General features: G+C 72.1%; 21 protein-coding genes and 1 pseudogene. 14 read left to right on the top strand and 8 right to left on the bottom strand.

Going from position 1 to position 26,032, the window contains the following annotated elements:
* Positions 1-170 precede the first annotated feature (170 nt).
* The 4 genes and pseudogenes from ACIP79_RS27635 to ACIP79_RS27650 all read left to right on the top strand — a co-directional run bounded on the left by ACIP79_RS27635 (position 171) and on the right by ACIP79_RS27650 (position 4,739).
* Positions 171-1,178, top strand: coding sequence for a hydroxyacid dehydrogenase (locus tag ACIP79_RS27635; protein ID WP_401227438.1), 1,008 nt, complete (start codon positions 171-173; stop codon positions 1,176-1,178).
* Positions 1,175-1,584: pseudogene (locus ACIP79_RS27640) on the top strand (pyridoxamine 5'-phosphate oxidase family protein). Before ACIP79_RS27635 ends, ACIP79_RS27640 begins: the two are co-directional and overlap by 4 nt.
* A gap of 96 nt (positions 1,585-1,680) precedes the next feature.
* Positions 1,681-3,015 carry a radical SAM protein gene (locus ACIP79_RS27645; RefSeq protein WP_401227440.1) on the top strand — a complete coding sequence of 445 codons (1,335 nt, stop codon included), beginning with the start codon at positions 1,681-1,683 and terminating at the stop codon, positions 3,013-3,015.
* A gap of 236 nt (positions 3,016-3,251) precedes the next feature.
* A complete protein-coding gene (locus ACIP79_RS27650) occupies positions 3,252-4,739 on the top strand; it encodes a cellulose binding domain-containing protein (protein ID WP_401227441.1) in 1,488 nt (495 codons plus the stop codon).
* Positions 4,740-4,761: 22 nt separating this feature from the next.
* Here the strand turns inward: ACIP79_RS27650 and ACIP79_RS27655 are convergent, their stop codons facing one another.
* Positions 4,762-5,070: a hypothetical protein gene (locus tag ACIP79_RS27655; RefSeq protein WP_401227691.1), complete on the bottom strand. Its 309-nt coding sequence runs from the start codon at positions 5,068-5,070 to the stop codon at positions 4,762-4,764.
* A gap of 513 nt (positions 5,071-5,583) precedes the next feature.
* On the opposite strand from ACIP79_RS27655, the gene rsgA reads away from it, so the two are divergent.
* Complete coding sequence (gene rsgA / locus ACIP79_RS27660) at positions 5,584-6,675, top strand: ribosome small subunit-dependent GTPase A (RefSeq protein WP_401227443.1); 1,092 nt, start codon at positions 5,584-5,586, stop codon at positions 6,673-6,675.
* Positions 6,676-6,813: 138 nt separating this feature from the next.
* Here rsgA and ACIP79_RS27665 read toward each other — a convergent pair whose 3' ends face one another.
* The gene (locus tag ACIP79_RS27665) at positions 6,814-7,182 is read right to left on the bottom strand and encodes a PPOX class F420-dependent oxidoreductase (protein ID WP_401227445.1); all 369 of its coding nucleotides are present in this window, start codon (positions 7,180-7,182) and stop codon (positions 6,814-6,816) included.
* A gap of 151 nt (positions 7,183-7,333) precedes the next feature.
* Here ACIP79_RS27665 and ACIP79_RS27670 point away from each other — a divergent pair, with 151 nt between their 5' ends.
* Positions 7,334-8,584 (top strand): SGNH/GDSL hydrolase family protein, encoded by a 1,251-nt coding sequence (locus ACIP79_RS27670; RefSeq protein WP_401227447.1) that lies wholly within the window; start codon positions 7,334-7,336, stop codon positions 8,582-8,584.
* A gap of 122 nt (positions 8,585-8,706) precedes the next feature.
* Here ACIP79_RS27670 and ACIP79_RS27675 read toward each other — a convergent pair whose 3' ends face one another.
* A complete protein-coding gene (locus ACIP79_RS27675; protein ID WP_401227449.1) occupies positions 8,707-9,189 on the bottom strand; it encodes a DUF456 domain-containing protein in 483 nt (160 codons plus the stop codon).
* A gap of 36 nt (positions 9,190-9,225) precedes the next feature.
* Positions 9,226-10,206 carry a helix-turn-helix domain-containing protein gene (locus ACIP79_RS27680; protein ID WP_401227451.1) on the bottom strand — a complete coding sequence of 327 codons (981 nt, stop codon included), beginning with the start codon at positions 10,204-10,206 and terminating at the stop codon, positions 9,226-9,228.
* A gap of 546 nt (positions 10,207-10,752) precedes the next feature.
* Between ACIP79_RS27680 and ACIP79_RS27685 the strand changes: the two genes are divergently transcribed.
* The 3 genes from ACIP79_RS27685 to ACIP79_RS27695 all read left to right on the top strand — a co-directional run bounded on the left by ACIP79_RS27685 (position 10,753) and on the right by ACIP79_RS27695 (position 14,943).
* A complete protein-coding gene (locus ACIP79_RS27685) occupies positions 10,753-12,315 on the top strand; it encodes a protein phosphatase 2C domain-containing protein (RefSeq protein ID WP_401227452.1) in 1,563 nt (520 codons plus the stop codon).
* Positions 12,316-12,379: 64 nt separating this feature from the next.
* The gene (locus ACIP79_RS27690; protein ID WP_383687905.1) at positions 12,380-14,122 is read left to right on the top strand and encodes a pyruvate dehydrogenase; all 1,743 of its coding nucleotides are present in this window, start codon (positions 12,380-12,382) and stop codon (positions 14,120-14,122) included.
* Between the two features lie 422 nt (positions 14,123-14,544).
* Complete coding sequence (locus ACIP79_RS27695) at positions 14,545-14,943, top strand: ATP-binding protein (RefSeq protein ID WP_401227692.1); 399 nt, start codon at positions 14,545-14,547, stop codon at positions 14,941-14,943.
* A 106-nt stretch (positions 14,944-15,049) separates the two neighbouring features.
* On the opposite strand, the gene ACIP79_RS27700 is transcribed toward ACIP79_RS27695, so the two are convergent.
* Both ACIP79_RS27700 and ACIP79_RS27705 read right to left on the bottom strand, forming a co-directional pair.
* The gene (locus ACIP79_RS27700) at positions 15,050-16,120 is read right to left on the bottom strand and encodes a DUF2637 domain-containing protein (protein ID WP_401227453.1); all 1,071 of its coding nucleotides are present in this window, start codon (positions 16,118-16,120) and stop codon (positions 15,050-15,052) included.
* 313 nt (positions 16,121-16,433) lie between these two features.
* Positions 16,434-17,336: a (2Fe-2S)-binding protein gene (locus ACIP79_RS27705; RefSeq protein WP_401227455.1), complete on the bottom strand. Its 903-nt coding sequence runs from the start codon at positions 17,334-17,336 to the stop codon at positions 16,434-16,436.
* Positions 17,337-17,492: 156 nt separating this feature from the next.
* On the opposite strand from ACIP79_RS27705, the gene ACIP79_RS27710 reads away from it, so the two are divergent.
* Together ACIP79_RS27710 and ACIP79_RS27715 are read left to right on the top strand one after the other, a co-directional pair.
* The gene (locus ACIP79_RS27710) at positions 17,493-18,380 is read left to right on the top strand and encodes a GntR family transcriptional regulator (RefSeq protein WP_401227457.1); all 888 of its coding nucleotides are present in this window, start codon (positions 17,493-17,495) and stop codon (positions 18,378-18,380) included.
* A gap of 250 nt (positions 18,381-18,630) precedes the next feature.
* Positions 18,631-18,942: a hypothetical protein gene (locus tag ACIP79_RS27715; RefSeq protein WP_401227458.1), complete on the top strand. Its 312-nt coding sequence runs from the start codon at positions 18,631-18,633 to the stop codon at positions 18,940-18,942.
* A gap of 10 nt (positions 18,943-18,952) precedes the next feature.
* Here ACIP79_RS27715 and ACIP79_RS27720 read toward each other — a convergent pair whose 3' ends face one another.
* Together ACIP79_RS27720 and ACIP79_RS27725 are read right to left on the bottom strand one after the other, a co-directional pair.
* Positions 18,953-19,726, bottom strand: a complete 774-nt coding sequence (locus tag ACIP79_RS27720) for a hypothetical protein (RefSeq protein WP_383689294.1) — start codon at positions 19,724-19,726, stop codon at positions 18,953-18,955.
* A gap of 135 nt (positions 19,727-19,861) precedes the next feature.
* The gene (locus ACIP79_RS27725; RefSeq protein ID WP_401227460.1) at positions 19,862-21,535 is read right to left on the bottom strand and encodes a PucR family transcriptional regulator; all 1,674 of its coding nucleotides are present in this window, start codon (positions 21,533-21,535) and stop codon (positions 19,862-19,864) included.
* A gap of 363 nt (positions 21,536-21,898) precedes the next feature.
* On the opposite strand from ACIP79_RS27725, the gene ACIP79_RS27730 reads away from it, so the two are divergent.
* The 3 genes from ACIP79_RS27730 to ACIP79_RS27740 are packed head-to-tail and all read left to right on the top strand — an operon-like array spanning position 21,899 to position 25,760.
* Positions 21,899-22,789, top strand: coding sequence for an FAD binding domain-containing protein (locus ACIP79_RS27730; RefSeq protein WP_401227461.1), 891 nt, complete (start codon positions 21,899-21,901; stop codon positions 22,787-22,789).
* A complete protein-coding gene (locus ACIP79_RS27735; RefSeq protein WP_383682230.1) occupies positions 22,789-23,373 on the top strand; it encodes a (2Fe-2S)-binding protein in 585 nt (194 codons plus the stop codon). Before ACIP79_RS27730 ends, ACIP79_RS27735 begins: the two co-directional genes overlap by 1 nt.
* Before the next feature lie 2 nt (positions 23,374-23,375).
* Positions 23,376-25,760 carry a xanthine dehydrogenase family protein molybdopterin-binding subunit gene (locus ACIP79_RS27740; protein ID WP_401227462.1) on the top strand — a complete coding sequence of 795 codons (2,385 nt, stop codon included), beginning with the start codon at positions 23,376-23,378 and terminating at the stop codon, positions 25,758-25,760.
* The last annotated feature ends 272 nt before the right edge of the window (positions 25,761-26,032 follow it).

Consider the following 26,032-nt stretch of genomic DNA (forward strand, 5'->3'; position numbering starts at 1 on the left):
CGAGGAAACTACCCCGCGACGTCCGCGCACCTCACGGCCCGCCCCCCCCATGACCTGCCCCCTGACCTGCCGCCGAACCCGCCCGCCGGTCCATTGCCGGGTCCGCTCCGCGACGCCTACGGTGAGAGCGCTTGCCGTCCCTGAAGCCGCCGAGCCGGAAGGCCGCCGCCTTGACCGAACGTCCGTTGGCCCTGTTCGCCATGACCGCCGAGAACGTGCCGCGGATCTTCCCTCCCCAGACGATGGCGCGGCTGCGTGAATCCGTGGAGATCGATCCCGCGCTCGTCGCCGAGGACTTCACCGCCGCCCGGGTGCGCGAGGCCCTCGCCGGGGCCGAGATCCTGATCACCGGCTGGGGCTGCCCGCCGCTGGACAAGGACACCCTGAACGCCGCCCCGAAACTGCGCGCCGTCCTGCACGCGGCGGGCTCGGTCAAGGGCTTCGCCACGCCCTCGGTCTGGGAACGCGGCCTCGCCGTGTCGTCGGCGGCCGACGCCAACGCGCTGCCCGTCGCCGAGTACACCCTCGCCATGATCCTGCTCGCCGGCAAGGACCTCTTCGCGCACCGGGACCGGCTCCGTACCGAACGAGCCTTCCCCTACTACGAGATCCTGCCCGGCATCGGGAACTTCGGCCGCCGCGTGGGCGTCGTCGGGGCCTCGCGCATCGGCCGGCGGCTCATCCAGCTGCTGCGCCCCTTCGACCTCTCGGTGAGCCTGGCCGATCCCTACGTCGACGAGGCCGGGGCCGCCGCGCTGGGCGTGCCGCTGCTCCCGCTCGACGACCTGCTGCGCACCAGCGACATCGTCACCGTCCACGCCCCCGGAACTCCCGGGACCCGGCACCTGATCGGCGCCCGCGAGCTCGCCCTGATGCCCGCCGGAGCCGCCCTGATCAACACCGCGCGCGGATCGCTCCTCGACCACGACGCCCTGGCCGGCGAACTGCGCACCGGCCGCCTCTCCGCGATCCTCGACGTCACCGACCCCGAACCGCTCCCCGCCGACTCCCCGCTCTGGGACCTCCCGAACGCCTTCATCACCCCGCACCTCGCGGGCTCCCAGGGCAACGAGGTCGCCCGGCTCGGGCTCACGGTCGTGGAGGAGACCGAGCGGCTGGTCGCGGGGCGGGATCTCGCCTTCCGTGTCGACGGGGAGGCACTGGAACGGTTCGCGTGACCGCGCGTGAGACCGACCTCACCCGCCACCGACGGCTGCGGGAACAGGGCAGCCTCGACCGTGCCGACCTGGACGCGGGGTTCGTCTGTCACCCCGAGGAGAAGCTCGACGGCCTGCGGAGCCTCACCGAGCACGCCACGCCGGGTCAGTGGGAGTACGCCCGCAGGCCCAGCCGCAGGGAACGGCGGCGACCACGCTGCTCGCGCTGTCCCTCGAAGAGGCCTCGGTGAAGATCCGCACCGGCGCCCCCGACGACGGCGACGGACCCGACGCCCGGCTCGGCCTGTGGGCCGGTGTCCCGCCGCTGACCTCGGTCTGGGGCAGGCCCGAGGCCGACCCGCTGTTGCCGCCCGACATCGCCGCCCCGGCCCACATCGCGCGGCGCGAGGGGACCCGGCACTCCTGACGCGCAGGCAGGGGCATACCGTGAGGAGTCGAGCACGGAGCTCGGACACGGGGCTCGGTGCACCACCTGACGCGAGCCGGGAGCGAGGAGATCGGAATGGGCGGCAGCCGTACCGCGCTGGTCGAGGATCTGATGGAACGGTTCCCGCACGTGCCGAGGGAAGCCGTCTTCAAGGAGGACCTGCTCCGGGGAGGACTGGCCTTCGACCCCTCGGCGCTCTCCGACAACGAGGGCGGTGACGTCAAGCCGAAGTCGTACTTCATCTTCTCCTTCGACCACGGCACCCTGCCCGAACTCGGCGAGGCCGCGCTCCGGCGCCCGCCAGAGGAGATCATCCTCACCGGCGGCCCCTACGACCTGCGCCGCACCGTCGTCTCCGTACGCGTGAACCCGTCCTCGCCCTACCGCGTCGCCGCCGACGACGAGGGCGTGCTCGGGCTCTACCTCGACGGGAAGCGGATCGCCGACGTCGGTGTGCCGCCGATGCCCGAGTACTACAAGCACACCCTCGCCAGCGGGAAGTCCGTGATGGAGGTGGCCCCGACCATCCAGTGGGGCTACCTGATCTACCTCACCGTCTTCCGCGTCTGCCAGTACTTCGGCGCCAAGGAGGAGTGCCAGTACTGCGACATCAACCACAACTGGCGCCAGCACAAGGCCGCCGGGCGCCCGTACACCGGTGTGAAGGACGTCGACGAGGTCCTCGAAGCGCTGGAGATCATCGACCGGTACGACACCGCCAAGGCGTCCACCGCCTACACGCTGACCGGCGGCGCGATCACATCGAAGCTCCAGGGCCGTGACGAGGCCGACTTCTACGGCATGTACGCCAAGGCCATCGAGGAACACTTCCCGGGCCGCTGGATCGGCAAGGTCGTCGCACAGGCGCTGCCGAAGGACGACGTACAGCGCTTCAAGGACTACGGCGTACAGATCTACCACCCCAACTACGAGGTGTGGGACGAGTACCTCTTCAAGATGTACTGCCCGGGCAAGGAGCGTTACGTCGGCCGCGACGAGTGGCACAAGCGCATCCTCGACTCGGCGGACGTCTTCGGCGCGCGCAACGTCATCCCCAACTTCGTGGCGGGCGTGGAGATGGCCGAGCCCTTCGGCTTCAAGACCGTCGACGAGGCCATCGCGTCGACGACGGAGGGGCTGCGCTTCTTCATGTCGAACGGCATCACCCCCCGCTTCACCACCTGGTGCCCGGAGCCGACCACCCCGCTGGGCAAGGCCAACCCGCACGGCGCGCCGCTGGAGTACCACATCCGGCTGCTGGAGGCATACCGCGCCACCATGGACGACTTCGGCCTCTCCTCGCCGCCCGGATACGGCCCGCCCGGTCCGGGCAACGCCGTCTTCTCGGTGAGTTCCTTCATGGACAGCCTGCCCGCCCGGGAGCCCGTGACGGAGCCGTCGGGGCGGTAGCGCGACCTTCCGGCCGACGCGCGGTCGGCCGACAACCGCCGGACCGCGGCCGGGTGTTCCCGGCCGCGGTCCGTGCGCGTGCGCCCCATGTGAATAGGCGGCTTGTCAGTTGTGCGCAAATCGTGAAAGGCTCGGGCCCCGTCGTGCAGACGGACCCCAACTCCTGCGTTGGACAGGCGAGTTGGCGTTGCATTGTCTGACTTCACAGATGGACGCAGTTGATGCAGGAGCCCCCCATGCCTGACCTGCCGACCCCCCAGGACGCCGCCGAGGCCGCCATGTTCTCGGAGTGCTGGGACGTGGTCCTCTCGTACGCCGATCTGTGCACGTCCGGTTCCTCCGCCGCCACCCAGCTGGCGACCGAGGCGTTCACCCACGGCATCCATGAGTCGCGCGCCGCCGCGTCCGGAACGAAGGGTACCGGGCGCAGAACCCCCCAACTGCCCCGGATCCCCCTGCTGCTGACGTCGGTTCGGACCACCGCCGCCGCCTGGGAGGCGCACGGACAGGGCCACCGGCTCGACCCCGACCTCAGACTCTGGCTCAACTCCGAGAAGGCGGCCCGCTACACGGGCCCGCCACTGCACCGCCCACTGGCGTTGCGCGGCCTGCGTGACATGCAGGAACCGGACGCCGCGCTGCTGTGGCTGGCCGAGGTCGAGTCCATTCCGCTGCCGGCCGTGGCCCGTCGGCTCGGCCTCGACCCGGCCGCCGCGGCCGAGGAACTCACCCAGGTGCGGGCGCTGTTCAGGGACCGCTGCCACCGCAACCACATCGACACCCCGATGGACGCGAACTGCCGGAGCTACGCCCGGCTGCTCGACGCGGTGACCCGAGCGCCCGGTTCCGAGACACCCGAGGACCTCTCGCGGCACCTCTCGCGCTGTGTGGAGTGCGCCGAGGCGGCGGCCTGTCTGCGGCTGCACGGCGGCGGCCTGCCCTCCGCGCTCGCCGGCGGGGTGATCGGCTGGGGCGGCCTCGCGTACCTGGAACGCCGGCGCCGGGCGGCGGACGCGGGACTGCTGGGCGGACGCCGGGACGCGGCCGTCGACACGGGCTTCCTCGAAGGCCGGCTGGTCGTGCCGCGGATCGGCCGGACCGCGATGCTGGTCACGGCCGTCGTCGTGTCCGCGCTGGCGCTCACGGTCTCGCTGATGCCCTTCGGCGACGCCGCTGGAGGAGGCGCCCCGGCGGACGGCGACCCGGCGAACCGGCAGCCCGTGGCGGCCCCCGGCACCGCGCTCCCATCGGCCACCACCCGCCCGCCGGGCTCGCTGGTGTCACCCGACCCGTCGGAGCCGGATCCCCGCTCCGAAGTGACCGCGAACCCCGACACCGAGCCCCAGGGCAAGTCCTCGTCCCCCGCCGGGGTGACGGGCGAGGAGACCTCCACCCGCGGCGCGGCACCGGAGTGCGAGGTGCGGTACCAGATCGACAACGAGTGGCTCGACGGCTTCCAGGCCACCGTCACGGTCACCTCCACCAAGGCCCTCGACTCCTGGCGCGTCTCCTGGACCTACCAGGACGGCCAGCGTGTCGCCCAGATGTGGGACGGCTCCTTCGTCCAGAAGGGCTCGCGGGTCACCGCCACCGCCGCCGACTACAACAGGGCCGTCTCCGCGGGCGGCACCTTCGCCGTCGGTCTCCTCGCCTCCTGGCAGGACGGCAACTCCGCACCCCGCGACTTCGCGCTGAACGGCGGGAAGTGCGCGGTCGCGGGCTGACCCCGGGGCCCGAGTTCCCCGCTCACAGTGCCGCGGTCCAGGAACTCGACGGGCCGTCGGCGCGGATCGACTCCCTCTCCCAGGCCTCGCGGCTGCGCACATAGCGAGGGGAGGCGGCGACGATGCCCTGGGTCTCCGCCGAGCCCGGCCGCAGGCGCCAGCGCACCGTCCCCGTGACCCGGACGGCACAGGAGTCCACGAACGACTGGCACGCCTGGCGCAGTTCACCGAACCAGCGCCCTTCGAGCGCCTCGCGGACCCAGATCTGTTCGATGCGCATCTTCTCCCGGACGGTCTCGGCGTCGAGCGTCGCCGTCTCCAGATGCCACAGGGCTCAGGGCGAGCGGCAGCAGCGCGACGGTGCTCGGGATGAGCCGCCGCAGCGTCGCCGAACACGTCCGCCAGGTCTCCGCCCAACTCGGCAGCGGCAGTCGCGCCCGGCTGGGCCATCTGCTGGCCACGACGGGGATGCTGGACGGCGAGGAGTGAGGGAGCGGTGCGCCGCCGTGGGGCGAACTCCGCCCGCCGCTGGGTCCGTATCCCGCTCCGCCGCTGGGCCCGTACCCCGCTCCGCCGCTGGGCCGGCACCCCGCTTCGATAATTGCGTGGCGCCCGCCGGAGCGCGCCTCTAGGGTGTGTACGAATCGAGCGGTGGCCGGTGTCCGGTCGCCGCCGCAGGCCGAGTCAAGAGCAGGAGGTGTGACCCGATGGCTGTCTTTGCGAAGGGCGCTGCCCGCATCCAGAAGTCCATCAAGTCCACCTCTGTGGCCGCCGGCTGACCTTCCTCCTCTTTCCGCGCGTCTGAAGGCGCGTGTGCCGGGGCCGCCCTTGTGAAGGGTTTCCCTTGACTTCCTCTTCTCTCCCTCTCCACCCGCTGACGTCCTACGGCTGGGACGACGCGTGGGCGGACGAGTTCGCCCGGTTCGACGCCGAGGGGCTGCTCCCCGGGCGGGTGATCCGGGTCGACCGCGGACAGTGCGACGTGGTCACCGCCGACGGGGTGACGCGCGCGGACACCGCGTTCGTGACCCCCAACGATCCGCTGCGGGTCGTGTGCACCGGCGACTGGGTCGCCGTCGAACCCGCGGGCAACCCGCGCTACGTACGGGCGTACCTGCCACGCCGTACCGCCTTCGTGCGCTCCACCTCCTCCAAGCGCTCCGAGGGGCAGATCCTCGCGGCCAACGTCGACTACGCGGTGGTCGCCGTGTCCCTCGCCGTGGAACTCGACCTGGGCCGCGTCGAACGCTTCCTGGCGCTGGCCTGGGAGTCCGGCGCGCAGCCCGTGGTCGTCCTCACCAAGGCCGACCTGGTGCCGGACCCTGCGACGCTCGGGCATCTCACGCAGGACGTGGAGACGACCGCGCCGGGGGTGCCGGTGCTGCCGGTGAGCGCCACCACCGGAGAGGGCCTGGACGTACTGGAGGCCGTGCTCTCCGGCGGCACGGCCGTGCTCCTCGGACAGTCCGGCGCGGGCAAGTCGACCCTCGCCAACGCGTTGCTCGGCGAGGACGTCATGGCGGTGCGGGCCGCGCGCGACGTGGACGGCAAGGGCCGCCACACCACGACGACCCGCAACCTCCTCGCCCTCCCCGGCGGCGGGGTCCTCATCGACACGCCCGGCCTGCGCGGAGTCGGCCTCTGGGACGCCGAGACCGGCGTCGGCCAGGTCTTCGCCGAGATCGAGGCACTCGCCGCGGACTGTCGCTTCCACGACTGCGCCCACGTCGCCGAACCCGGCTGCGCCGTCCTCGCCGCGCTCGACGCCGGCGCCCTCCCCGAACGCCGCCTGGAGAGCTACCGCAAGCTCCTCCGCGAGAACCAGCGCATCGTCGCCAAGACGGACGCCCGGCTCCGCGCGGAGATCCGCAAGGACTGGAAACGGAAGGGCGCGGAGGGGCGCGCGGCGATGGAGGCGAAGAGGGGGCGGTGGTAGGCGGATCGGCCGGCGAAGACTCAGCCCCTCCGGCGTCTGAGGAGCGGGGTCCGGGGCGGAGCCCCGGGAACGAGGGACGGCCAGGGGCGGAGGGGCGAAGGCCTCTCCACCCCTGGCCCCACCCCCACCCCCGCCCCCTCAGTCCTCCAGCCCCCAACTGTGAATCCGCCGGGGATGCACACGGATCAGCTCCTCGCTGAAATGCGGTCCCAACTCATGTGGCCCGGTGAGGAGTTCGGCATCGCCCCGGATGTCGACCCCCCGGACCCGCCACGGATGAACGCTGACGACATCGTCGACGACCAGCCCGACCTTCGGGTTCTTCTGAAGGTTGCGCCACTTCTTGGTGGACCCCATCGAGTAGCCGCCGATCAGAATCGTCCCGTCCTCCTGCGGGAAGAAGCCGACGGGGTTCGCCTGCGGCTGCCCGTGCGGGTCGACGGTCGCCAGCCGCCCCAACCGCTGCGACTTCAGGTACGCACGCTCGGCCTCGCTGAATTCGGTCATGCCACCAGCCAAACAGCCGAAGGCGACCAGCGCATCGGATCCTGGGCCTAGGGCCCCGGACGTAGTACGGGTGTACGGCCGTGCGCCCAAATGGCGTGCATCGGGGCAAGAGTGCGCCGGTGGGACCAACCGGTCGGCGATCCTTGGCCGCATGACCCGCGCGATCAAGGTCCGGCACGTCCTCGCGGCCCTGGTGACGACCCTGGTCCTCGCCCCGCCGTCCGTGGGCGCCGAGGCGGCACCGCTCCTCGGCCCGTTCGCCCTCGCCCCCACCCCCACCTGGACCGGAACCTGGGAGGGCGCCGCCTCCGGCACCGTCCCCGCGTTGCCCGGCGCCACGATCCGCAACGTCGTGCACACCAGCGTCGGCGGCGGCGCCGCCCGCGTCCGGATCTCCAACCGGCTCGGCACCAAGCCGCTCCGACTCGGCGCCGTCACCGTCGCGTTGCAGGAACCGGGCGCACCGCGCAGCGCGAAGGCCGTGCCGGGATCGATGCGTACCGCCACCTTCGGAGGCGCCGCCACGGTGACGATCCCGGCGGGCCGGGACCTGCTGACCGACCCCGTGTACCTCCAGGTCCCGGCCGACGCCAACCTCCTGGTCTCGGTGCACACCCCCGTCGACTCGGGCCCGGCGACCTACCACCGCTCCGCGCTCCAGGCCAACTTCGTCGCCCCCGCGGGGGACCGGACCGCCGAGGAGAGCGGCACCGCGTACACCACGGCCATCGGGAACTGGTACTACGTGACCGGCGTCGACGTGCTCGGCACCTCGGCCGCGGGCAGCGTCGTCACCCTCGGCGACTCCATCACCGACGGCACCGGCTCCTCGTTCAGCGCCAACCACCGCTGGCCCGACCGTCTCGCCGACCGCCTGGCGGCCCTCCCGCCGACCCGCAGGCTAGGCGTACTGAACGCGGGGATCTCCGGAAACCGCCTCCTCCTGGAGGGCCGCGGGCCCAGCGCGCTGGACCGCTTCGACGCCGACGTCCTCTCCCGCACCGGCGTACGCGTGGTGATCGTGATGGAGGGCATCAACGACATCAAGGGCGCCCCGGCGGTGACGGACCCCGCCGCCGTCGAGGACGCGTACCGCCGCCTGGTGAGCCGCGCGCACGCCCGCGGGATCCGCGTCGTCGGGGCGACGCTCACCCCGTACGCGGGCCACAGCGCCTACACGCAGGCCCGTGAGGCCGTACGCCAGGAGGTCAACCGGGTGATCCGCACGGGCGGTCTCTTCGACGAGGTCGTGGACTTCGACGCCGTCGTCCGCGACCCGGCCCGCCCGAGCCGCATCCTCCCGGCCTACGACCCCGGCGACCACCTGCACTTCAACGACGCCGGCCTGAAGGCGATGGCCGACGCGATCGACCTGACCGAACTGGCACCCTGGGCTCCCTGAACGCCTCCCGAGCGACCCCGAGCGACTCCCCGAGCGCCTCATCGAGCGACGTGGAGCCTTGAGCGCGGGCTCCAAGGAAAGAAGGACCCCGCCCGGAGCCCACCGCACCGCCCGGGCCCGGCTCACCCCCAGGTCACCGCCCCCAGCCACGCGCCCATGATCAGCAGGCACGCGAACAGCTCCGTCAGGACGCTCCAGCCGCCCGCCCGCATCGCCGTCCGCACCGAGGCCATCGCCTGCCCGTGCCCGCCCAGGCGCAGCCGCTCGGAGAGGTAGATCCCGCCGAGGAAGCCGGGTATCGCGCCGGCCACCGGTACCAGGAAGAAACCGAGCAGCGCCCCGGCCCCGGCGTACACCGCCATTCGAGGGGTCGCCCCGCTCTCCCGCAGCCGCCGGGCCGGCAGTACCCACCGGAGCGCCTGGGACAGCAGCAGGACCCCAGTGGCGCCCACGAGCACGGCCCAGGCGACGCCCCGGGCGTCCTCCAGCGCCCACCACAGGACCGCGGCCCATACGAGCCACGACCCCGGTACGCCGGGCACCAGTACTCCGGCCAGGCCGAACAGTATGACCACGCCGACCAGCAGGAGTTCCCACGCTCCCATCTGCCCAGCGTGACTGAGCGAGCGGGAAACCGCAGGTCAGTCCCGGGCGACCCAGCCCTTCTCGTACGCGTGCCAGCCCAGCTGGAGCCGGGTCGTGACCCGCGTGAGTTCCATCAGCCGCTTGACCCGGCGCTGCACGGTCCGCAGCCCCAGATCGAGCTGCTTGGCGACGCTGGCGTCGGTCAGCCCGGCCAGCAGCAGGGACAGGACCTCCAGATCGGTGCCGTCCGGGCCGTCCGCACCCTGCTCCAGGACGGCCGCGCCCCCGAGGCGCAGCGGCAGCGCGTCGCGCCACACCGACTCGAACAGCCCGGAGAGCAGTTCGAGCAGCCCGCTCTCGTGGACGACCAGCGCGGAGGGCTCCGAGGCGTGCGAGGTGAGCGGCACCATCGCGAGCGTCCGGTCGGCGATGACCAGCTTGGTCGGCACCTTGTCGACCACCCGGACCCGCTCGTCCCGCCCGAGCGCGGCGGACAGCTCGGTGATCCCGTCGGGCAGGTCGAGAACGGCCCGCTCGACGACCACGCGGTAGCGGACGCCCCGGCCCGCGGCCTGCTCCTCCGCGTCGTTGTCCATCCCGGAGACGGCCACCGGATTGCCGGTGACCAGCGCGCACACCTCCTCGGCCGCGCCGAGCTGGAGCTGGAGGAACCGCTGCGCGACCGCCGCCGCGCCGATCACCACCTCGACGAGGTCGTGCACGGCGGGCTCGGCGGCCTGCCCGCGGTACTCCTCGGCGAGCAGCGCGGCCGCCAGCTCCGCCTTCTCCAGCTCGTGCCGCTGCTGCGTGAGCAGCGCCCCGAGGGCCACACCGGGCGGAGCGGCGACCCAGCGGCCCGGGCGCCCCGACGACTGCGCCGCGAGTCCGTGCCGCTCCAGGCGGCGCAGGGCGCGCTCCGTGTCGTACTCGCCGAGCGTGAGCCGCCGCGCGAGATCGGGCACATCGGCGGCGCCGACCGACACCAGCGCGCGGTACGCCGTCTCGTGGGTCTCATCCAGACCTATCGCTCCGAGCATGCGGCGACATCCCTCCCCAAGGAATCGTTTCAGCAGGTCGGTGACGCCGATGGCGGAAAACAGCCACGGCGCAAACCCGCCTCGGCACATCATCGCCGTACCCCCCGCCTTTCTGACAAGCTCACGCCACCGAGGCACCGCATGCCGCCCGTTATGCCCCGCTCGGGACGGTGGTGGGCGGGGCGAGTGCGGTCGCCGGTGGCGGGCGGAGCGAGTGCGGGCGCGCGTCACAGCGGAGCCTCAGGGAAACAGGTCACACTCGGCCGCACCGACCGAAGGCGGGGACAACTCCGTCATCCAGACCGTGACCTGGGCCTACGGCGCGCGGGTGCGCGTGCGCCGGGCCCGGTCACTCCGGCGCCGCCGGGCGGTTCTCCCGTGGGGGGTGGGACCGCCCGGCGGTACACGTCCGGCCCTCGCGCGCGCCGTCCAGTCCCGCATCGGCGTTCGACGGTTCGTCCGACACGCCGTTCGACGACCAGTCCCTTGGCCGGTTTTTCGGGATGCCTCGTTTTCATCCGGCTCCGGCGGTGGACAATTACGGGCATGAGCCAGCAGGGGGAGAAGCCCACCGGTCACCAGGACGACTGGTGGGGGCAGTTGTACGACGACTCCACCGAGGACACGGGGCCCGCGGCCGTGGCCGATTCCCTCGACGACCGGTTCGCGTCGGCCGCGGGGACGATGGGTCTTGAGCCAGGCGCCGCTGCGGGACCGGGGCCGGCGCCCGAATCCGGTGCCCCGCCGCAGCCGGAGCGGCCTCCCGCCGTACCGGAGCAGCGCCCCGGCCGCTGGGAGCGGGGGAACGCCCTCGGGCCGGACGCCGCCCCCGGCCCGGGTCCGCTCGCCGGTCCTGGGCCGAGCCCCTCCCCGGGGCCCTGGCAGACCCCGCCGCCGGTCCGGCACGCCGGTCCGGCCCAGGGCCCGCCCGCCGACCCGTCCGTTCCCGCCATCTTTCCGCCGGGACCGACCCCGCCCGGGTTCCGCCCGCAGGAGCCCCCGAGCCGTACGTCCACGGAGTCGCCCGGCGCCGCCGTCCCCGCCTCGACAGGCCCTCTTCCCAACGCTCCCGTGCCGTGGGACGCCCCGCCGCCCCCCGCCCGCCAGAACCGCGAGGCCGCACTCGCCGTCCCGAACCGGCCACCCGCCGCCGGCTACGTCGGCTCGGGCCCGCCCACCTACGACGCCGAGCCCACCACCCTCCCGCCCGCAGACCCCGACGCACTGGAGGACCTGGTCGCCGACACGGTCCTGGACGGCGCCCGCTACGGGACCAGCACCCTGCGGGCCGTCTCCGTGCGCGGGGACTCCGCGCGTTTCCGGGGCGAGCCGCGCCGGGACTCGCTGCTCACGGCCCGCTTCGGCACGGGGGAGCAGGCGCTGGTGCTCGTCGCTATGGCCACGGGCGCGCGGGCCACGCCAGGCGCGCACCTGGCTGCCGCCGAGGCCTGCCAGTGGATCGGGCGGGCCGTGGGGCGCAGCCACGCGCGGCTGTCGGAGGACATCAGGGCCGCCAGGCGCGGTGACCTGAAGTCGGGGCTGCACCGGCTGACCGACCGCAGCCTGGGCAAACTGCGGGCGAGCGCGGCCGAACAGGGCATCGAGCCCGAGGAGTACACGGCCAGCCTGCGGTGCCTGCTGCTGCCCGCCGATCCCGAGTGCCGTACGCGCGTCTTCTTCGGCGTCGGGGCCGGGGGCCTGTTCCGGTTGCGGGACGGTGAGTGGCAGGACATCGAACCGCGGGTCGCCGACGTCACCGGCGAGGCCGTGGTCGGCTTCGGATCGCCGCCGCACGAGACCCCGGAGGGCGACCGGCTCACCATGGACCTGGGGATCACGACGCCCCCGAGCCCGTACGAGGCGATCGCCGAACCGCCGCGCGCCCCGTTCCGTTTCCGTGCCTCCGTCGCCCGCCCGGGTGACACGCTGCTGCTGTGCACCGGGGGACTCGCCGACCCGTTGCGCGGCGAACCCGGGCTCGCCGAGCAGTTGACGGCGCGGTGGTCGGGGGCGGAACCGCCCGGTCTCGCGGGGTTCCTCACGGACACCCAGGTGCGGGTCAAGGGATACGCCGACGACCGGACCGCGGCGGCCGTTTGGGAGGCGTAACACCCGGCCCTGTGAATTCATGGAACCCGGACGGATCTCCGGAGACCGAAGGGCACGTGAAGTCATGGCCAAGCAGAACGTCGCCGAGCAGTTCGTCGACATCCTCGTCCGCGCGGGAGTCAAGCGCCTGTACGGGGTGGTCGGCGACAGCCTCAACCCCGTCGTGGACGCGATCCGGCGCAACTCCGCCATCGACTGGATCCATGTCCGGCACGAGGAGACCGCCGCCTTCGCCGCGGGCGCGGAGGCCCAGGTCACCGGCAAGCTCGCGGCCTGCGCCGGCTCCTGCGGTCCCGGAAACCTGCACCTGATCAACGGCCTGTACGACGCCCACCGCTCCATGGCCCCGGTGCTCGCCCTCGCCTCGCACATCCCCTCCAGCGAGATCGGCCTCGGCTACTTCCAGGAGACCCATCCCGAACGGCTGTTCAACGAATGCAGTCACTACAACGAGATGATCTCCAACCCGAAGCAGATGCCGAGGCTGCTCCAGACCGCCATCCAGCACGCGGTGGGCCAGTCCGGCGTCAGCGTCGTCTCGCTCCCCGGTGACATCGCCTCCGAGCCCGCGCCCGACAAGGCCCTGGAGACCGCCCTCGTCACCTCCCGGCCCAGCGTCCGACCCGGCGACGCCGAGATCGACAGGCTCGTCGCGATGATCGACGCGGCCGACAAGGTCACCCTGTTCTGCGGCAGCGGCACCGCGGGCGCGCACGCCGAGGTCATGGAGTTCGCGGAGAAGATCAAGTCCCCCGTGGGGCACGCGCTGCGCGGCAAGGAGTGGATCCAGTACGACAACCCGTACGACGTCGGCATGAGCGGGCTGCTCGGATACGGCGCCGCCTACGAGGCGACGCACGAGTGCGATCTCCTGATCCTGCTCGGCACCGACTTCCCGTACAACGCCTTCCTCCCCGACGACGTGAAGATCGCCCAGGTCGACGTCCGCCCGGAGCGGCTGGGCCGGCGTTCCAAGCTGGAGCTGGCGGTGTGGGGCGATGTGAAGGAGACCCTGCGCTGTCTCACGCCGCGGGTGCGGCCCAAGGAGAACCGGCGCTTCCTCGACAAGATGCTGAAGAAGCACGCCGACGCGCTGGAGGGGGTCGTCAAGGCGTACACCAGGAAGGTCGAGAAGCACGTCCCGGTCCACCCCGAGTACGTCGCCTCGCTGGTCGACGAACTCGCCGCCGAGGACGCGGTGTTCACCGTCGACACCGGGATGTGCAATGTGTGGGCGGCCCGGTACATCTCGCCCAACGGCCGCCGTCGCGTGATCGGTTCGTTCTCGCACGGCTCGATGGCGAACGCGCTGCCGATGGCGATCGGCGCCCAGTTCACCGACCGCGGGCGGCAGGTCGTCTCCATGTCCGGGGACGGCGGGTTCTCCATGCTGATGGGCGACTTCCTCACCCTCGTCCAGTACGACCTGCCGGTGAAGGTCGTCCTCTTCAACAACTCCTCCCTGGGCATGGTCGAGTTGGAGATGCTGGTCGCCGGGATGCCCTCGTACGGGACCACCAACAAGAACCCCGACTTCGCGGCCGTGGCACGGGCCTGCGGTGCCTACGGTGTCCGCGTCGAGAAGCCCAAGGACCTCGCGGGCGCACTCAAGGACGCCTTCAGGCACAAGGGTCCCGCCCTGGTCGACGTGGTCACCGACCCCAACGCCCTGTCCATCCCGCCGAAGATCAGCGCCGAGATGGTGACGGGCTTCGCGCTGTCCGCCTCGAAGGTCGTGCTCGACGGGGGAGTGGGGCGGATGCTGCAGATGGCCCGTTCCAATCTGCGCAACGTGCCGCGACCTTGAGGTCCGCCCCGGCCCCGGGTGCTCTTCGCCCGGCGCCGGGCGGGTCGCGTACGGCCGGATCGGCAGTGGCGGCTCAGCAGTCGGGCCGATCCCCGGTGGTCGGGACGTCCCCGCGGAGGTAGGTCCGCGGACGTGCTGGACCACCGGGTTGTGCGCCGTCTCGAACGGCAGACGCACCGCCGCCACCAGAGTGCCCTTCTCGCCGGCGCCGCCGCCCATCCACCGTCATCCGCAGCTTGTTGACTGTTCGACATGACTGTCGTGTTTCCGTACGGGGCATGGTTTCCCGTGAACGTGTTCGAGCGGGAGGAACCGACATCGGCGCGCAGGCGGGGGACATGAGAAGGCAGTCACGAGGAGGCGGTCCGATGGCCATCGGGGTCTCCTCCGGAAAAGCGGTGGAGGAAGCGACCGAGAGGGCGATGGACCAGCCGGGGGGAGCACAGCTGAGGCGCAGGCTGGGCCGGGCCGACCTGCGGGCGGTGCCCGAGGTCCGCAAGGCGCTGCGGGAACTCTTACGTCACTGGGGGAGGCCGGGAAGGGCGGAGATAGCGGAGCTGCTGACCAGCGAGCTGGTCACCAACGCACTCGTCCACACCGACGAGGACGCGGTGCTGACTGCGACCGTCGGGCCTCGTAGACTGCGGGTGGAGGTACGGGACTTCGTAGGAAGCAGACCGACGCTGCGGGTACCGGACGCCGACGACGGTACGCACGGCAGAGGGCTCGTCCTCGTCCAGTCCCTCGCGGACGCGTGGGGGGTGCGCTCGCACGGCGTGGGCAAGGCGGTGTGGTTCGAACTGGACGGCGGCGCGGTGTAGTCACCGCGCCGCCGTCCCAGTGTTCGCGGCCTCGTCGAACAGCCGCGCTCGCGGTCCTGCCTCGTTCAGTCACGGGTCAGGACCGAGTGGTGCCTACGAGCCGTGCCTAGCCGAACTGCTGCTCGAGGTCCTTGAGCTTGCGCTCCAGGGAGTCGAGCCGCGGGAGAGCCATCGTGTCGTCCTCCGCCGTGAGATCGACGGTGAACGGCTCGGCGCTCTTGCGGACCGGCTGAAGCGGGGGCCGCGAACGGACGGGAAGCGGCTCCCCGGCCGATATGGCAGGCTCCGTGGAGGCCTGGGCGGAGGTCCGCTCCACGGTCGCCGACTCCAGCTCCCGGCCGCCGCCACCGCCACCGCCGCCACCGCCGGGGCCCGGGCCGGGCAGCGCCTTGTGGCCACGGCTGAGCGCCTTGAGGTGTGCTCGCTCGACGCGCTCCTCGTTGCGGCGGCGCAGTCGGGTCTGCTCCTTCTGGCGCCGGTCCTCGCGCACCTCGTCCACGGCCTCGTCCAGGGTGCGGACGTTCTCCAGGAGCATCAGCGACCAGGCGCTGTACGTCTCGCGGGGCGCCCGCAGCCAGCGGACGATCCGGATCTGCGGCAGCGGACGCGGCACCAGGCCCTGCTCACGGAGCGCGGCACGGCGGGTCTGCTTCAGCGCGCGGTCGAACAGCACCGCGGCCGACAGGGACATGCCCGCGAAGAACTGCGGGGCGCCCTCGTGCGAGATCCCCCGCGGCGCGTGCATCCAGTTGAACCAGGCGGCGGCACCGGCGAACGTCCACACGAGTATCCGGGAGCCGAGCGCCGCGTCACCGTGGCTGGCCTCGCGCACCGCGAGCACGGAGCAGAACATGGCCGCTCCGTCCAGGCCGAACGGCACGAGGTACTCCCAGCCGCCGGAGAGGCCGAGGTTCTCCTCGCCGAAGCCGACCAGGCCCTTGAAGGAGAGTGCGGCCGCGACGGCGGCGCAGATGAAGAGCAGCAGGTAGGAGGCGGTGCCGTATATGGCTTCCTTGCGCCTTCGGCGCTCCTCGCTGCGCTCCCACGAATCTTCCGTGCTCGCCGCTTTCTCCCCGGACTTCTTGCCGCGCGCGAGCACCGCCACCGCCGCCAGCAGGCCCAGGAGCAGAACGGCGCCCGGGAGGAGCCAGTTCAGCGATATGTCGGTCAGTCTCATCTGGGGTCCCTTGCATTGGGATAGGGCGTAACGCCCGTCATAGTGGCCCAATCCCATCGGCCCTCAGGGGTTTTCGGGGCAAGAGGCCGCCAATGGAGTGCAAGGGGATGCGCAGGGCGACATTCTGCTCGAACTGCCGCGCGAGGGACGGGAGTTGAGTGCGATTAACACTACCCGTACTGATGGTTCAACGGAAAGTTCCTGCGACAAGTGAGGAAGTTGTGAAGCAGCTGTAACCTCCGGGGCGCCCGTGAGGGAGTCCCGTGGGAGTTGATCTTACGGTATGCGCGGGGGTGGACCGTGCCGGGGTGCCTCAACTGGCGGCGGCGACGGACAACTTGGTGAGGCGGTCCGCGTCGCAGGTGCGCGGGCAGGTGGCGCAGGTGTCCTCGGGGCGCAGCGTGTAGAAGAGGCAGCAGCTCACGCGGTCGCGGGTGGCCAGCGGCTGCCCGTCCTCGCCGGTCAGTTCGCGGAACGCGGCGGAACCGGCGTAGGGCCCGGTGGTGCCCGGCAGCAGCAGCCTCAGCTCGTCCATCGCGCGCCGCTCCTCGCCGAGGAGGCCGGCGATGTACCAGAGGCTCTCGACGATCTCGTCGGTCGCCATGCCCCACAGGGCGCGGCCGCGCCGCCGCATGCGCGGTCCGAAGCCGCCGAGGACCGGTTCCAGGTGCTCGGCCACGGCGGCCCGTACCTCTGCCCGCAGAGCCTCCTCGTCCGGTACGACCCGGGCGCCGGGCAGGGTTGCCGCCGGGTCGTCGGGCAGGCAGGCGAACTCGCCGGTCCGCACCGCCAGGCGGCCGAGGGTGCGCTGGAATGTGACGTGCTCCACAGGGAAGCGGGGTACGCGGCGCTGGAGGAACCACGGCACGGTGATCAGGAGGCAGGCCGGCCAGGCGTAGCGGTGCAGTCCGAAGCTGGCCACCACGTTGGGGCGGGCCCGCTGTCCGTAGTCCTCGATCACCTGTGCCTCGTCCCACGCCAGGAACGCGTCGAGGTCGGACCCGCCCGCCGCGAGCCCCGCGACGCCGACCCAGCCGGCGCCCCGGGGGGCCGGCTCGCCGGGACCGAGCTCGATGACGCTCAGGTCGGGATAAACCTCGGTCAGCCGGGCGTACGCGTCCGTGACGACAGAGGGGGCCGGGCGGTCCCCTGTGAGGGTTGAGGTGCCTGCGGCTATGAGGGTTGAGGTGTCTGCGGCCGGTGCGAGAGCGTGCATGCGGGGACCATCGCTTCCCGATCGTTGACAGGTAAGCCTTACCTTACCCGGTACGGTCCATGTTTGAACTGGCGGCGACTGGGCCTATGGTCTTGACGGACGAGTGACAACCACGGCATTGACCCCCAAGTGCCGACAAGCCCGGAGGAGGTCCCCGTGGAGCAGGCCGGTCCGCGCGGCGCGCACGGCTCCCCCGGGGTGGGAATCCCCGATGTCCGCACGGCGAGTACCCGGGTGCCCGCGCAGCCGCAGGCGGCCGACGTGGAACGGGAGCGGGAGCGGAACGCCGCCGCGGGGGTGGCGCCGGGCGCTTCCTCCGGTGCGGCCGCCGACGCCGAGGTCCGCGGATCGGCCGCCCGTGGTGAGCACACGCACAGCGAGCCGCCGCCGATCCCGCGCCCCCGGGCCGAGAGCGCGCGTCCCGTCGTCCAGCGCGCGTCCGTACGCGGGCAGATCCTGGACGCCCTGCGTGGCGCGCTCGTCGCGGGCGAACTCGCGCCCGGTGAGGTCTACTCGGCGCCCCTGCTCGGCGAGCGCTTCGGGGTCTCCGCGACACCCGTACGCGAGGCGATGCAGCAGCTCGCGCTCGAAGGGGCCGTCGAGGTCGTGCCCAACCGGGGTTTCCGGGTCGTCGAACGCGGCACCCACGAGCTGGCCGAGCTCGCCGAGATCCGCGCCCTCATCGAGGTCCCGGTGATGCTGCGACTGGCCCGCACGGTGCCCGCCGCGCGCTGGGCCGAGCTGCGCCCGCTCGCCGACGCGACGGTACGGGCCGCGTCCCTCGGCTGCCGCGCGACCTACGCCGAGTCCGACCGCGTCTTCCACCGCGCGGTCCTCGCCCTCGCGGGCAACCAACAGCTCGTCCGCATCGCCGACGACCTCCACCGCCGCGCCCAGTGGCCCCTGGTCGGCGGCCCCGCCACCCGAGGCCGCGCCGACCTCGTCGCCGACGCCGCCGAACACACCGCCCTCCTGGAAGCCCTGACCGCCCAGAACCTGCCGGTCGTGCAGTCCCTGGTCCGGGAACACTTCGCGGGCGCGTAGCAGCGGGCGACGAGCGACGGTTTGCCGCGGGCCTCGCCCACCTGGCCCGTCCGGGCCCCGTCTCTCGCGGCCGAGCCGTGGCCGCCGGCCTGCCGGCCGCCCCCGTCCCCGGTATGTCCCCTTCCTCCCGTGTGTGTCACGGCTCCGTGCGGGGTGCGCTACGTGGCGTCGGGGCGGGGAACCCGGGGTGGGCGGTGGGCGTGGCCTCGTGTACTCGGTGTGAGTCGGAACGAACTCGGAGGTGGGACCCATGCCCGACCCGTCCTGGACGGCGCAGCAGCAGGCTCAGCAGGCCTCGCAGCACGCGCAGCGGATCCATCAGGACCATGTGCGCCAGCACCGAGACATGAGCGAGCTGGGCCGCGCCCACGCCCGGCACGGTGGCGCGGCCCAGCACCACTACCCCGCGTCCGCCCGCCACGGCCAGGGCGGCGGGCTGCGCGGTCTCCTGACGCTCGTGGTGCTCGTGGCCGCGGTCGTGTACCTGGCCCGCGACCCCGAACTCCGCACCACCGTCGAGACGTTCGCCCAGGGCCTCTGGGCGCGCGTCCAGAACAGCTAGGCCCGCCCGCTTATGCCGTGGCGGCCGGCGGGTTCAACTGCTGGGCCAGCCAGGTCGGTACGCCGCCCAGGAGCCGGAACAGCCGTGCCGCCTCGGCCCGCAGCCGGGACGCCTCCGGCTCGGACTCGGCGTCCGCGAGCGAGGCCAGCGCCGGAACCGTACCGACGAGGAAGCCCAACTCCTCGCGGATACGCAGAGATTCGGCGAATCCGTGCCGCGCCTCCGCCAACTCGCCCTCCTGAAGGGCGAGTCCGGCGAGATGGCGCCAGGTGAAGGAGAGCAGCAACGGGTTGTCCTGCGCCGTCGCACCGGCGTGGGCGCGCCGGTAGGCGGCCCGCGCGGACTCCGGCGAGTGCGCCAGGTTCTGGGCCACCAGACCGCGCCGGAAGTCCAGCAGCGCCCGCGCAGGCGCCCCCGGCGTGATCAGCGCGGCGGCCCGGCTCAGCGCGGCCCGCGCCTCGTCCGCCCGGTCCCGTACCCCCAGCAGCGTCGCCGCGTACGCCAGTTGCCCGCGCTCGCACGCCGCCGCGCCCCGCTCGTCGTCGCTCTGGGCCACCGCCTCCGCCGTCCGCAGCGCGTCCTCCGCCTCGGCCCAGCCCTGCTCGGTATAGAGGCACCCCTCCACGAGAAGCGACGCTCTCTGGAGCGCCGGTTCCGCGCTGCCCGGATCGAGCAGCGCCGCGGCATCGGCCCAGCAGGCGCGCGAGCGCAACCGCCATACCGCGGTCTGGAGTGGATCGTCACCTGCGGTCGTTCCGGAACCAGACATGGCGGAATGCGCCACGTTGCCCTCCCCGAGCACACCATTGAGCTGTTGAGTGGTGGCATCTCAGCACGGATCGCGGGGCCCGGCCAAGGGGGTGGGTGAAGGATTTCACAAAGTCGTGGATGTCGTGCCGCGCATCCCGGGAACCGGAAATCAGCTCATTCTCAGTGCCAGGAAGAAGTCCAGCTTGTCCTCCAGGCGGGAAAGGTCACGACTCGTCAACTGCTCGATCCGGCCAACGCGGTAGCGCAGCGTGTTGACGTGCAGGTGCAGACGCGCGGCACAACGGGTCCAGGAACCGTCGCAGTCGAGGAACGCCTCCAGGGTCGGAATCAGCTCGGCGCGATGGCGCCGGTCGTAGTCCCGCAGCGGATCGAGCAGCCGGGCCGTGAACGCCCGCCGCACGTCGTCCGGCACGAAGGGCAGCAGCAGCACGTGCGAGGCCAGCTCCTGGTGCCCGGCCGCGCACACCCGTCCGGGCCGCGCCGCGGCGACCCGGCGGGCGTGCCGGGCCTCCTCCAGCGCGCCGCGCAGCCCCTCCGCCGAGTGCACGGCGGCGCTGACGCCGAGCGTGAGCCGCCCGTCGTCGTTCAGGCCCGCCGTCAGTGGATCCCGTACGGCCTCCAGGAGCGTGTCCGCGAGCAGCCCGCTCTCCGAGCCGTCGTGCTCCGAGGACACCGCGGGAAGCGCGAGGAGGGCGATCGCCTCCTCACCGGTGTGGGCGACGGCTATGCGGTCGGAGTGCTCGGGGCCCGCCGCCAGCGGATTGACGAGGATCTCCTCCAGGAGCGCCTGGGCGACCGGCCCGCCCTCGATGTCCCCGCCGTCCCACTCGACCCGGGCCACCACCACCTGCCAGTGCGGGGCCGCGCCCAGCCCCGGCAGCAGCACCGGAGCGGCCACCCGCAGCCGCGCCGCGATCTCGGCGGGCGGGGCGCCCGTCTGCACCAGCTCCAGGACCTCCTGCGCGAGCCGCCGCCGCACCGTGCGCGCCGCGTCCCGCCGCTCCCGCTCGACCGAGATCAGCTGGGTGACCCCCTGAAGGAGGTCGAGCCGCTCCTCGGGCCAGTCCCCGGCGTCCGCCTCCACCGCGAGCAGCCAGTCCGAGAGCACCGTCTCGCGCACGTCCCGGGACGCGCCCGTGGAGCGGCCCGCGGAGGGGATCGGGAAGAGCGAGTACGTCGTCGTGCCCACCGTGACCCGGTGCGGGCCCCGGCGCCCGGTGCGCGCCGCCGCCAGGTGCTCGGCGGCCAGCTGCCCGCAGACGTCCGCGGGCAGCGCGGCCCCCGCGAGCTTCGAACCCGCGATGGGCCGGCCGGTGGGGGACAGCACCCAGGCCCGCAGGTCCAGGTCGGAGCCGAGCAGGTCGAGCACCACGTCGGGGCCGCCCCCGGCAGGTCCCGACGTCATCATCCGCCGGTGCCGGTCCACCACGGCCGCCAGATCCCCGGCCCGCTCGCCCGAGACCTGCCGTACGACGTGCTCGGTGATCGTCGCGAAGGCCACCGACTCGTTCACCCCGAACAGCGGCAGCCGGTGCCGGACGCAGGCCTGGACCAGATCGTCCGGCACGTCGCCGAGCTCCGCCTCACCGGCGGCCAGCGCCGCGACCCCGGCGCCCGCCAGGATGCGTACGAAGGGCTCGGAGTCCGCGGCGTCGTGCCGCCAGGCGAGACCGGTGAGGACCAGCTCACCGCCCGAGAGGTAACGGCTGGGGTCCTTGAGGTCCGTGGTCATCACACCGCGTACGGTGCGGTCCAGCTCGTCCTCGCCGCCGAGCAGCCGCAGGCCCAGCGCGTCGGTGTCCAGCAGTGCGCGCAGCCGCATTCTCGTCGCCGCCGATCTTTGTCTCGAAATCTACGATGGATCTGGATGGCTCCGGGGTGAGAACCCCGCGGGCGGGGTTTCCGCCCGCCTGAGCCTGTGTCCTGGGCTTTCGAGAGCTGTGCTCACTGTTTCCAGGGAAAAACAGAGAGGTTTCTGATGACCTCCGTTCATACGAATCTACAAGATGCGCGCCCTGGCCAGCCAACTCCTTCATGGTTTCAGTGACTGACCCCCATGGAGCACCGCGCTGTGTACTGGCCCCACTCCGCGTAAACAACTCATGAACGAGCCGGGCCCGCCGCACACGATCTGGCTTGATCAGAACCACTGCGACCACCACGACACGAATGAAGAGAGCCACTCATGGACTTCCTTCGCCCCGCCAGCTGGGAGGAGGCGCTCGCCGCGAAGGCCGAGCACCCCACCGCTGTGCCGATTGCGGGTGGCACCGATGTGATGGTCGAGATCAACTTCGACCACCGCAGGCCCGAGTACCTCCTCGATCTGAACCGCGTCGGCGAGCTGAGCGACTGGGAGGCCGGCGAGGAGAGCGTGCGCCTGGGCGCCTCCGTCCCCTACACCAAGATCATGGAACACCTGCGCGGCGAGCTGCCCGGCCTGGCCCTCGCCTCCCACACGGTGGCCTCCCCGCAGATCCGCAACCGCGGCGGCGTCGGCGGCAACCTCGGCACCGCCTCCCCGGCCGGTGACGCCCACCCCGCCCTCCTCGCGGCGGGCGCCGAGGTCGAGGCCGAGTCCGTACGCGGCACGCGGCTGATCCCGATCGACGAGTTCTACACCGGCGTGAAGCGCAACGCGCTCGCTCCCGACGAGCTCATCAGGGCCGTACACATCAAGAAGGCGGACGGCCCGCAGCAGTACTCCAAGGTCGGCACCCGCAACGCCATGGTCATCGCGGTCTGCGCCTTCGGCCTCGCACTGCACCCGTCCACCCGCACGGTCCGCACCGGCATCGGCTCCGCCGCGCCCACGCCCGTCCGCGCCAAGACCGCCGAGGAGTTCTTGAACGCGGCGCTCGAAGAGGGCGGCTTCTGGGACAACGGCCGGATCATCACCCCGTCGGTCGCCAAGCAGTTCGCGGACCTGTGCGCCGCCGCCTGCAACCCGATCGACGACGTACGCGGCACGGCGAGCTACCGCCGTCACGCGGTCGGCATCATGGCCCGCCGGACGCTCACCTGGACCTGGGAGTCGTACCGCGGCGGCGCCGCCCACACGGAGGGAGTCGCGTAATGCGCGTCAATTTCACGGTCAACGGCCGTCAGCAGGAAGCCGACGACGTGTGGGAGGGCGAGTCCCTGCTGTACGTACTGCGGGAGCGGATGGGCCTGCCCGGTTCCAAGAACGCCTGCGAGCAGGGCGAGTGCGGTTCCTGCACGGTCCGCCTCGACGGCGTGCCGGTGTGTTCGTGTCTCGTCGCGGCCGGCCAGGCCGAAGGGCGCGAGGTCGTCACGGTGGAAGGGCTCGCGGAGTACGCCAAGCAGCGGGCCGAGCAAGGCGGTTGCGGTACGGGAGCGTGCGGCACCGGCCTGGACCAGGCAAAGCGGTGGGAGGCGAAACCGCAGGACTCCCACACCGGCGAGGGCGGTGAACTCGCCCCCATCCAGCAGGCGTTCATCGACGCCGGCGCCGTCCAGTGCGGCTTCTGCACCCCCGGTCTGCTGGTCGCGGCCGACGAGATGCTGGAGCACAACCCGACCCCGAGCGACGCGGACATCCGCGAGGCGCTCTCGGGCAACCTGTGCCGCTGCACCGGCTACGAGAAGATCATGGACGCGGTCCGCCTCGCGGCCGCCCGGCAGTCCGAGGCGGTCTGACCATGGGAACGACAGGCACACCCACCAACATCACCCAGGGCTCCAGGACCAAGGGCGGCATCGGCGAGTCGACGCTGCGCCCGGACGGCACCCTGAAGGTCACCGGCGAGTTCGCGTACTCCTCCGACATGTGGCACGAGGACATGCTTTGGGGCCAGATCCTGCGCTCGACCGTCGCCCACGCCGAGATCGTCTCCATCGACACCTCCGAGGCACTCGCCCAGGCCGGCGTCTACGCCGTACTGACCTACGACGACCTGCCGACCGACGTGAAGAACTACGGCCTGGAGATCCAGGACACCCCCGTCCTCGCCCACGGCAAGGTCCGCCACCACGGCGAGCCGGTCGCGATCGTCGCCGCCGACCACCCGGAGACCGCGCGCCGCGCCGCCGCGAAGATCAGGGTCGAGTACCGCGAACTGCCGGTCATCACGGACGAGGCGTCCGCGACCGCGCCCGACGCGATCCTCATCCACGAGGGCCGCGACGACCACCACATCGGCCATGTGAGCCACCCCAACATCGTGCACCGCCAGCCGATCGTCCGCGGCGACGCCGAACAGGCCGCCAAGAAAGCCGACTTCGTGGTCAGGGGCGAGTACACCTTCGGCATGCAGGACCAGGCCTTCCTCGGCCCGGAGTCCGGCCTCGCCGTGCCCGCCGAGGACGGCGGCGTCGACCTCTACGTCGCCACCCAGTGGCTGCACTCGGACCTCAAGCAGATCGCGCCCGTCCTCGGCCTGCCCGAGGACAAGGTCCGTATGACGCTCTCGGGCGTCGGCGGCGCGTTCGGCGGACGCGAGGACCTGTCGATGCAGATCCACGCCTGTCTGCTGGCCCTGCGCACCGGCAAGCCCGTCAAGATCGTCTACAACCGCTTCGAGTCCTTCTTCGGGCACGTCCACCGCCACCCCGCCAAGCTCTACTACGAGCACGGGGCGACCAAGGACGGCAAGCTCACGCACCTGAAGGCCCGGATCGTCCTGGACGGCGGCGCGTACGCCTCCGCCTCCCCGGCGGTCGTCGGCAACGCGGCCTCGCTGGGCGCCGGCCCGTACGTCATCGACGACGTCGACATCGAGGCCGTCGCGCTCTACACCAACAACCCGCCCTGCGGCGCCATGCGCGGCTTCGGCGCGGTACAGGCGTGCTTCGCCTACGAGGCCCAGATGGACAGGCTCGCCGACGAGGTGGGCATGGACCGGGTCGCCTTCCGCCAGCTCAACGCGATGGAACAGGGCACCCTGTTGCCGACCGGGCAGGCCGTGGACTCCCCGGCGCCCGTCGCGGAGATCCTGCGCCGCGTCAAGGCGATGCCGCTGCCGCCGGAGCGCCAGTGGGAGAGCTCCGAGGGCTCCGACGTACGCCAGTTGCCGGGCGGCCTCTCCAACACCACCCACGGCGAAGGCGTCGTACGAGGTGTCGGCTACGCGGTCGGCATCAAGAACGTCGGCTTCTCCGAGGGCTTCGACGACTATTCAACCGCCCGCGTCCGTATGGAAGTCGTGGGCGGGGAACCGGTGGCCACCGTGCACACCGCGATGGCGGAGGTCGGCCAGGGCGGCGTCACCGTCCACGCGCAGATCGCCCGCACCGAACTGGGTGTCACGCAGGTCACCATCGCCCCGGCCGACACACAGGTGGGCAGCGCCGGTTCGACGTCCGCGTCGCGTCAGACGTACGTCACCGGTGGCGCCGTCAAGAACTCCTGCGAGCTCGTCCGCGAGAAGGTCCTGGAGATCGGCCGCCGCAAGCTCGGCACCTACCACCCCGCCTGGGCCACCGCCGAACTGCTCCTGGAGGGCGGCAAGGTCGTCACCGACGGGGGCGAGGTCCTCGCCGACCTGGTCGACATCCTGGAGGACGAGGCCGTCGAGGTCGAGGCCGAATGGCGGCACCGCCCGACCGAGCCCTTCGACCTGCGCACCGGCCAGGGCAACGGGCACGTCCAGTACTCGTTCGCCGCGCACCGCGCCGTCGTCGAGGTGGACACCGAACTCGGCCTGGTGAAGGTCATCGAACTGGCCTGCGCCCAGGACGTCGGCAAGGCGCTCAACCCGCTGTCCGTCATCGGCCAGATCCAGGGTGGCACCACCCAGGGCCTGGGCATGGCGGTCATGGAGGAGATCATCGTCGACCCGGTCACCGCGAAGGTGCGCAACCCCTCCTTCACGGACTACCTGATCCCCACCATCCTCGACACACCGACCATCCCGGTCGACGTGCTCGAACTCGCCGACGACCACGCCCCGTACGGGCTCCGTGGCATCGGCGAGGCCCCGACCCTGTCGTCGACCCCGGCCGTCCTCGCGGCGATCCGGAACGCGACGGGTCTGCAGCTCAACCGGACGCCGGTACGGCCTGAACACCTGACCGGCACCGCATAGGCCCCCAGGGCCCAGTTCGCGGCACCGGACTCTCCGGGCGCCGCACAGGACCCTCCGGGCGGCGCAGGGAACGTCACACTTCGCCGCGCCGCCCGGAGTACTCAAGTACCGCACCGCTCGCGGCACTTGAAGCACAGCCACGCACACGCAAACCCCACGTTCGTCTCGGGCCGTCCCCCGGGTCGTGCGGCCGAAGTTCCTTCCCAAATCCCGCAGCCACCCAAGTGGCTGATCGACCGTCAGGGCGGTCGACACGGGTGTCCCTTTGAACC

Source organism: Streptomyces sp. NPDC088747, assembly GCF_044751025.1.
Lineage (GTDB): Bacteria > Actinomycetota > Actinomycetes > Streptomycetales > Streptomycetaceae > Streptomyces.